General features: G+C 71.2%; 3 protein-coding genes. All 3 read left to right on the forward strand.

What is annotated here, in order from left to right; genetic code table 11:
• Positions 1–1,425 (forward strand): efflux RND transporter periplasmic adaptor subunit, encoded by a 1,425-nt coding sequence (locus FF100_RS29715; RefSeq protein ID WP_139039495.1) that lies wholly within the window; start codon positions 1–3, stop codon positions 1,423–1,425.
• Positions 1,422–3,563 (forward strand): site-2 protease family protein, encoded by a 2,142-nt coding sequence (locus FF100_RS29720; RefSeq protein WP_139039496.1) that lies wholly within the window; start codon positions 1,422–1,424, stop codon positions 3,561–3,563. The genes FF100_RS29715 and FF100_RS29720 overlap by 4 nt, the downstream gene beginning before the upstream one ends.
• A 103-nt stretch (positions 3,564–3,666) precedes the next feature.
• On the forward strand, positions 3,667–8,596 hold a 4,930-nt coding region (locus tag FF100_RS29725; protein ID WP_139039498.1), incomplete at its 3' end, for a DUF4347 domain-containing protein.

Consider the following 8,596-nt stretch of genomic DNA (forward strand, 5'->3'; position numbering starts at 1 on the left):
ATGGCCGCTGATATGGCGGCGCCGCAGCCGAGGGCCGAGGCCGGGGGGCGCCGCGTCCGCATCGCTCCCCCGGGCGGGACGAGTCCGCGGGGGCCGGGGCCGGTCGACGGGAACGATCCGAGCGCCGGCCTGCGCCAGCTCCTCGCCGTCGAGGCGGCCTTCCGCCACGCCCCGGACCGCGACGCGCTCGGCCTCGCCATCGTCAACGAGAGCGTCACGCTGGTGCGGGCGCGCCAGGGCTTCCTGCTGCGGACGGATCGCCTCGGCGGTCTTGCGGTCGAACGGGTGTCCGGCACGATCCAGGTCGAGCGGAATGCGCCCCTTCTCGCCGTCGTCGAGGCGGCCGTCACCGCGATCCCGAAGGCCGAGCGCGCCGCGTCCGGGAGCATCGACCTCTCGGCCTCGGAGGGCGAGGAAGCCCGGACCTACCCCTTCCGCCACGGCCTCTGGGTTCCCCTGCTCGACCGGTCGCGGGCGCCGGTCGGCGGCCTGCTGCTGACGCGCGAGCGGGCTTTCGACGAGGCCGACACGGCCCTCGCCGGACGACTCGCGGAGACGGGCGCCCATGCCCTCCTCGCCCTGCGGCCGCCGCGGCTGCCGCGCCTGTCGGGCGACCTGCGCAAGCCTGCCCTCGTGGTGGCCGGGCTGGTCCTGGCCGGCCTCGCCTGTCCCGTGTCGATGACGGTCCTGGCGCCGGCCACGATCACGGCGGAGCGGCCCTTCGTGGTCGCGGCGCCGATCGAGGGCATCATCGAGGAGATCGCGCCCGCGCCGAACGCCGCCGTCGCCGTCGGCGACCTCGTCCTGCGGTACGTCGACACCGCCCAACGCAACGCGCTCTCGGTGTCCGAGCGCGAGGTGCAGGTCGCCGACGCGAAGCTCCGGCAGGTGACGCTGGGGGCGTATGCCGAGGAGCGGGTCAGACGCGAGATCGGGCAGGCCCGCGCCGAGCTCGCCCTGAAGGTGGCCGAACGGGATTTCGCCCGCGACACCTTCGCCAAGACGCAGGTCCGCGCCGAGCGCGCCGGCGTCGCCGTCTATGCCGACCGCAAGGACTGGTACGGCAAACCCGTCGCCGCCGGCCAGCGCATCCTTGAGATCGCCGACCCGAAGACGGTGGACATCCGCATCGATCTTCCGGTCTCCGATGCCATCGCCCTCGCGGTGGGCAGCCGGGTGCGGGTCTTCCTCGACGCCGATCCCCTCAACGCCCTGGACGCGCAGGTCGACCAGGTGACGCCGGTCGCCCGGATGACCGAGGCCGGCGTGCTCGCCCATCGCATCGTCGCGAAGCTGCCCGCCGCCGCGTCGGTGCCACGGCTCGGCGCCCGCGGGACGGCACAGCTCTACGGGTCGACCGTGCCGTTCGGATTCACGCTCCTGCGCAAACCGCTCGCGGTCCTGCGCCAGAAGGTCGGCCTGTGAGCCGCGGGACGGACCCGATCGACGGCCAGCCGCTCACGGCCCTGCGCGAGGATCTGCGGATCGCGCGCGGGACGGTCCCGGGCGATGGCGGCCCGGCCCCCTGGCTCGTCTACGATCCCATGGCGCACCGCTACTACGAGATCGACGGGACCGGCCTCGCCTTCCTGCGGGCGTGGCGCACGGGCATCACGCCGGCGGAGCTCGCCGACGCCGCCGGCCAGGCCCTCGGGCGCGCGGTCGGGCCGGCCGAGGTCGCGGCGTTTCGCGGGTTCTGCGAGGCCAACGGCCTCGCCGCGCATCGGGGCGGGTGGCCGGCACTGGCGCGGCAGGCGGCGGCCCGCCGGCACGGGCTCGGCGCCTGGCTGCTGCACAACTACCTCTTCATCCGCATTCCCCTGGTGCGGCCGCAGGCGTTTCTCGATCGCACCCTGCCGCTTGCCCGCCGGCTCGCCGGTCGGCGCAGCCTGACGGCAATTGCGCTCGCCGGGCTGCTTGGCCTCTATCTCGCCATGCAGCAATGGGACGCGTTCTGCGCGACGTTCCTGCAGTTCTTCACGCCGGAGGGTCTGGTCGGCTATCTCGCCGCCCTTATCGCCGTGAAAGCGCTGCACGAGCTCGGTCACGCCTACGTCGCCACCCATTACGGCTGCCGCGTGCCCAGCATGGGGGTCGCCTTCATGGTGCTGGTGCCGGTGCTCTACACCGACACCACCGACGCCTGGCGCCTGCGCGATCGCCGGCAGCGCATCGCCATCGACGGCGCCGGGGTCGCGGTGGAACTCGCGGTGGCGGCCGTCGCGACGCTGGCCTGGTCGTTCCTGCCGGAAGGGACGGCGCGCTCCATCGCCTTCTTCCTCGCCACGACCGGCTGGGTGATGAGCGTCGCCATCAACCTCAGCCCGCTGATGCGCTTCGACGGCTACTACATCGCCGCCGACGTGTTCGGCGTGTCGAATCTCCAGCCCCGCGCCTTCGCACTCACCACCTGGGCGCTGCGCGAGACCCTGTTCGGGCTCGGGGATCCCTGCCCCGAGACCTGGAGCCCGCGTCGGCGCTTAGGCGTGATCGCCTACGGCATCGCGGTCTGGATCTACCGGCTGGTGCTGTTCACCGGCATCGCCGTGATGGTCTACGCCCTCGCCTTCAAGATCCTCGGCCTGCTGCTCTTCGCCGTCGAGATCGGCGTGTTCGTCCTCCGACCGATCACCCGCGAGACGCTGTTCTGGTGGACGAACCGTCGCCGCATCGCCCCCGGTGGACGCGTGCGCGTCACCGGGGCGGCGCTCGCCGTCGTGCTGATGCTGCTCGTGCTGCCGCTCTCCGGCCGCGTCGAGATCCCGGCGATCGCCGAACCGGAGCGGACCGAGCGCCTCACGGCCGTGGCCGCGGCACGGATCGAGACCGTGGAGGTCGAGCCGGGCGATGCCGTTAGGGCCGGGCAGGTCCTGATGCGGCTGCGCTCCCCCGCCCTCGACCACGATCTCGACACCGCGCGGATCCGCCTCGCCCTCGTCGAGCTGAAGCAGGACCGCCGCGCCGCCGATCCGCAGGACCGGGCCGCCGGCCTCGTCCTCGACGGCGAGCAGAACGCACGGCGCGAGGCCGTTCGAGGACTGGAACGGCGCCACGACGAGCTCGTGATCCGCGCCGCCTTCGACGGCATCGTCGCGGAGATCGAACCCGACCTGCAGCCCGGCCGCTGGGTCGGCAAGGGCGAGGAACTCGGGACCCTGGTCTCGAACGGACGCCGTCAGGTGCGCGGCCTCGTGCCGGAGGACGCCATGGCGCGGCTCTATGCCGGTGCTTCCGGCACCTTCGTGCCGGACGATCTCACCACCGGCTCGATTCCGGTCACCGTCAGCTCGGTGTCCGACGCGGCGGTCGCCATCGTGGAGATCCCGTCGCTCCTGTCGACGCTCGGCGGGCCGGTCGCCGTGCGCGAGGAGAAGAATGTCGGTCCGGTGCCCGTCGAGGCCCAGTACACGGTCGTGCTGAACCGGCCCGACGACGAACTGCGCCTGTCCGGCACGCCCGCCGTGGTGCGCGGCGTGGTCGCGGTCTCGGGCCGTCGCGAGAGCGTCGCAGTGCGCGCGATTCGGCGAATCGTCGCCGTTCTCGTGCGCGAGAGCGGCTTCTGACCGCCGCGAGGGAGGGCCCGCCCCACCCTTCCTTAACCATGCCGGCTCAAGCTCGCCCGCGTGGAACGCGCCACGCGGTCCCGTCGCAGGCTGAGCGGTGTCGATGTTCGAACGTTTCCGAAGCAAGATGCGGGAGGGCCAGACACGGGCCGGTTCGGAGCCGCGGATCGCGACGGGCGCGACGGCGATGCCGGTGATCCGCGCGTTGGAACCCCGCTTCGTCTTCGATGGCGCCGCGGCTCCGGCCGCCGCGCAGGCGCATCCGGACCCGGCCGCCGCGCCATCGCATGGTGGACCGGGTCATGGCGATCCGGCCCACGGCGATCCGGCCCATGACGATGCGGCCCATGACGATGCGGCCCCCGGGGACCGGGCCGAAGCAGGGGGGCATGCCGAACCGGCCGATTCCCGCGCCGCCGCGCCGGTGGCACCGGTGCACGAGACCGCCACCGCGAGCGGCCGGCACGAGATCGTCGTGATCGACAAGGGGGCCGCCGACGTGGCGACCCTGCTCGCCGGCGTGCCGGCCTCGGCCGAAATCATCCTGATCGATCCGGCCCGGGACGGCTTCGATCAACTCGCCGACGCGCTTGCGGGGCGCAGCGGCATCGACGCCATCCACATCCTCTCGCACGGCTCGGCCGGCGACCTGCGTCTCGGCACGGGCGACCTGACGGCCGAGACGATCCAGGGCCGCTACGCCGCCGACCTCGCCGTCATCGGCAACGCGCTCACCGCCACCGGCGATCTGCTGATCTACGGCTGCGACTTCGCCGCGGGCGACGCCGGGGCCCGCGCCGTGGCGCTCCTCGCCTCCGCCACGGGAGCCGACATCGCCGCATCAGACGATCCCACCGGCGACGCCGAGCTTGGCGGCGACTGGACCCTCGAGATGCATCGGGGCGCCATCGAGACCGGTATCGTCGTCGACGAGGCGGCGCAGCGTGACTGGCATCATCTCCTGGCGGCCGCGGATCACGGCCGCGGCGCCCTGCTGGCGGTCTCGAACCGCACGATCTACAGCGTCGACATCGCGTCCGGAAAGGCGACGGCCCTCACCGAGGCTCCCGCCAGCGTCGGCGGGATCACCTTGAGCACGGCCCTCAACTCGCTCGCCGTCGACCAGGCGAACGGGCTGATCTACTACGTCGACAACGCCAGTCCCCAGGCCGCCGACAAGAACGCGCTGTTCGCCTACGATTTCCGGAACGACCGGCACATCCTGATCGACGCCGACCTGTCGAACCACGCCATCACGACCGGTGCTCAGGGCCTGGGCGGGTCCGGCGCCGCCTTCTCGAACGGCGTCCTCTACCTCGCCGTCGAGAACGTTTCCGGCACCACCGATCAGATCTACAAGCTGACCTTCACCGGGTCGGGCCGCACCGTGGCATCGGGCGCACCCTTCGGCAACCAGTCGAACCGCGATTACAACTGGGGCGACATAGCGATCGATCAGGCCGCCGGACAGCTCGTCAGCCTGACCCGGACCTCCTACGCCCGGTTCGACCTCAGCGACGGGCGCGAGGCGCTCTACGACGGGACGGCGACCAGGACCGACGCCCAGATCGGCATCGATTCCGGCGGCTCCATCTACAGCCTCGGGACGAACATCACGCGGATCGACCCGAATACCGGAGCCGCCATCGGGGGCGGCAAGGCCATCACCACGGACGGCTCGAACGCACTCGGCGCCGTCATCGACGCGGCCTCCTGGACACCTCCGACCTCGACGATCGGCGGGCGGGTGTTCGGCGATGCGAACACGAACGGGACGTCCGACAGCGGCGAGGCCGGCCTCCGCGGCGTGACGGTCGAGCTCGTCGACGACGTCAACGGCAACGGGCAGGTCGATGCCGGAGAGCGCGTCCTGGCCACCGACACCTCCGCGGCCGACGGCCGCTACAGCTTCACCGGGATCCTCCCCGGTCAGTTCGTCGTGCGCGTGACCGACACCGAGGGCCGCCTCGTCAGGGCGACGGCGACGACGGCGATGTCGGGCGCCGTCTCCGACACCAGGATCGGCGCGACGCTGGCCGGCCCGGATTTCGGCTACAACCCCGCCCTGGTGCTCGACCTCGACGCCTCGGCCGCGGGAACCGGCTACGTCACGCGCAACACCCAGAGCGCGGCGGGCATCGCCATCGTCGACAGCGACGTCTCGATTTTCGATGTCGCCCGCACGAGCATCTCGTCGGCAAAGGCCGTCATCACCAACCCCCAGACCGGCGACGTCCTCACCTTCGTCGGCACCCCGCCCTCGGGCATCGTCGCGACCTACGATGCCACGACCTCCACGCTGACGCTGACCGGCGCCGCGAGCAAGGCCGACTACCAGACCGCCCTCCAGCAGATCCGCTACGCCTCCACCGGGTCGGCTCCCGCGACGGTCGACCGCACCATCGCGGTGACGGTGAACGACGGCACGATCGACTCCCCCGTCGCCAAGGCGACCGTCACCACGGCGAACTTCCCCCCGGTCAACACCGTCCCGGCCAGCCAGACCGTCGCCGAGGACACCGACCTCGTCTTCTCGCCGACGAGGGGCAACGCGGTCCGCGTCGATGATCAGGACGGCGGCCAGCTCACCGTCACCCTCTCGGCGGAGCAGGGGCTGTTGAACCTGTCCCGCCTCACCGGCCTGACCTTCACGGAGGGCGATGGCGCGAACGATGCCACCATGACGTTCTCCGGCCTGGTCCCCGACATCAATGCCGCGCTCGACGGGCTGCGTTTCACGCCCAGGGCCGATTACAACGGCAGCGCGCGGATCTCCCTCGTGACGCAGGATCCCGTCCGGTCCGCCGACAACTTCGTCAACGGCTCGTTCGAAGACTCGACGATCACCACAAATACCTACGAGATCGTACCGGAATCATCGGTTCCGGGCTGGAAGACGAGTGCCACCGATCACAAGATCGAAATCTGGCGCTCCGGCTATAACGGCGTACCGGCCTACCAGGGCAACCTGTTCGCCGAGATCAACGCCAATGAGGTGGCGACGCTCTATCAGACGTTCGATGCAAGGGCCGGGTCGACCGTCAGCTTCGACTTCGCCCATCGCGGGCGCTCCGGCGTGGACACCATGGAGGTGAAGGTCACGGATCTCGGCGCCGACGGCATCGCCGATACGGCGGACGATCGCACGCTGTTCGACAAGATGTATTCCGACGGCAATACGGCCTGGGGCGCATACAGCGAGACGATCGGGGGAGCCACCAGCGGCAACACGCTGCGCTTCGAATTCCGGTCGATCAGCGCGGCCGGCGGCTCGCAGAGCATCGGCAACTTCATCGACGGCATCCGGATCCAGCAAGGCTTCAGGACCGAGAGCGCCGTCGATGTCACCGTCGCCCCCGTCGCCGACATCGTGCAGGATGCGGTGACGACGACCGAGAATATCGCCATCACCTTCAACGCCGTCACCGGCACGAACGGCGCCGCGGCGGACAATTTCGAGGACGCCACCCGCGCCGTGACCGCGGTCTCGCAGGGCGGGCACGGCAGCGTCACGTTCCAGCCCGACGGCACCCTCACCTACACGCCGAATGCGAACTTCACCGGGACCGACAACTTCACCTACACTGTGACGGCGGGCGGGACGACCGAGACCGCGGCGGTGACCGTGACGGTGGACGCCGCCCCTATCCTCGACCTCGACGCCTCGGCGCCCGGCACCGGGTTCCGGACGAGCTACGGCGCCGGCGGCACCGCCGTCGCCATCGTCGATACCGACGTCGCCGTCACGGACGTCGACAACGCCCAGATCGCCTCGGCCCGGGCCGTCATCACCAACCCTCAGGCCGATGACGGCCTCACTTTCGTCGGCACCCCGCCCTCGGGCATCGTCGCGAGCTACGATGCCGCGACCCACACGCTGACGCTGACCGGCGCCGCGAGCAAGGCCGACTACCAGACCGCCCTCCAGCAGATCCGCTACGCCTCCACCGGATCGGCGCCCTCGACGGTCGACCGCACCATCGCGGTGACGGTGAACGATGGCACGATCGACTCCGCCGTCGCCACGGCGACCGTCACCGTCGTCGCGGCGAACGCCCCACCGGTCAACACCCTCCCGGCCAGCCAGACCCTCGCTGAGGATTCCAGCCTCGTCTTCTCGGCGACCAATCGCAACGCCGTTACCGTGGCGGATCCGGATGCGGGGACCGGCAACCTCACCACCACCCTCGGCGTGGCGCACGGGACCCTCACCCTCGGTGCGCGCACCGGCGTCACCGTGACCAACGACGGGACCGGCGCCGTCACCCTCACGGGCACGGCCACCGCCATCAACGCCGCCTTGGACGGCACGATCTACCGCCCCAATCCCAACTATAACGGCCCCGAGACCCTCACGATCGTCACCACCGACAACGGCAATACCGGCGCGGGCGGGCCTAAGAGCGACACCGACACCCTCGCGATCGCCGTCACCGCCGTGAACGACGCGCCGGTCAACGGCGTTCCCGGCCCCCAGACCGTGGACGAGGACACCAACCTCGTCTTCGCCCCGGGCAACGGCAACGGGATCACCGTCGCGGACGTCGATGCCGGCAGCGGCCGCGTGACCACGACGCTCCACGTCCAGCACGGCACGCTGGCCCTCGGCAGTACGGCAAACGTCACGGTCACGGGGGCGGGCACCGGTTCGGTCTCGCTGACCGGCACCCTCGCCGCCGTCAACGCGGCCCTGTCCGGAACCACCTACCGGGCCGAGGCGGACTACAACGGCAGCGACGTCCTGACGGTCACGACGAACGACGGCGGCAATACCGGCGCGGGCGGCGCGATGAGCGTCACCGACACCATCCGCCTCACCGTCAATCCCGTGAACGACGCGCCGACCCACGTGGTGCCGGCCACGACGCAGACCCTGAACGAGGATACGCCGCTGGTCTTCTCCACCGGCAGCGGCAACGCCCTCCGCGTGGCCGATGCGGATGGCGGAACGCTCACCGTGACGCTCAGCACGGCGCAAGGCCGGCTCACCCTGTCGGGAACCACCGGCCTGACCTTCCTGCAGGGCACCGGCG

The organism is Methylobacterium terricola, from assembly GCF_006151805.1.
Classification (GTDB): domain Bacteria; phylum Pseudomonadota; class Alphaproteobacteria; order Rhizobiales; family Beijerinckiaceae; genus Methylobacterium; species Methylobacterium terricola.

Excerpts from the sequence above, each read along its gene's own strand:
- FF100_RS29715 (WP_139039495.1), top strand. The coding sequence starts at position 1 with ATGGCCGCTGATATGGCGGCGCCGCAGCCGAGGGCCGAGGCCGGGGGG.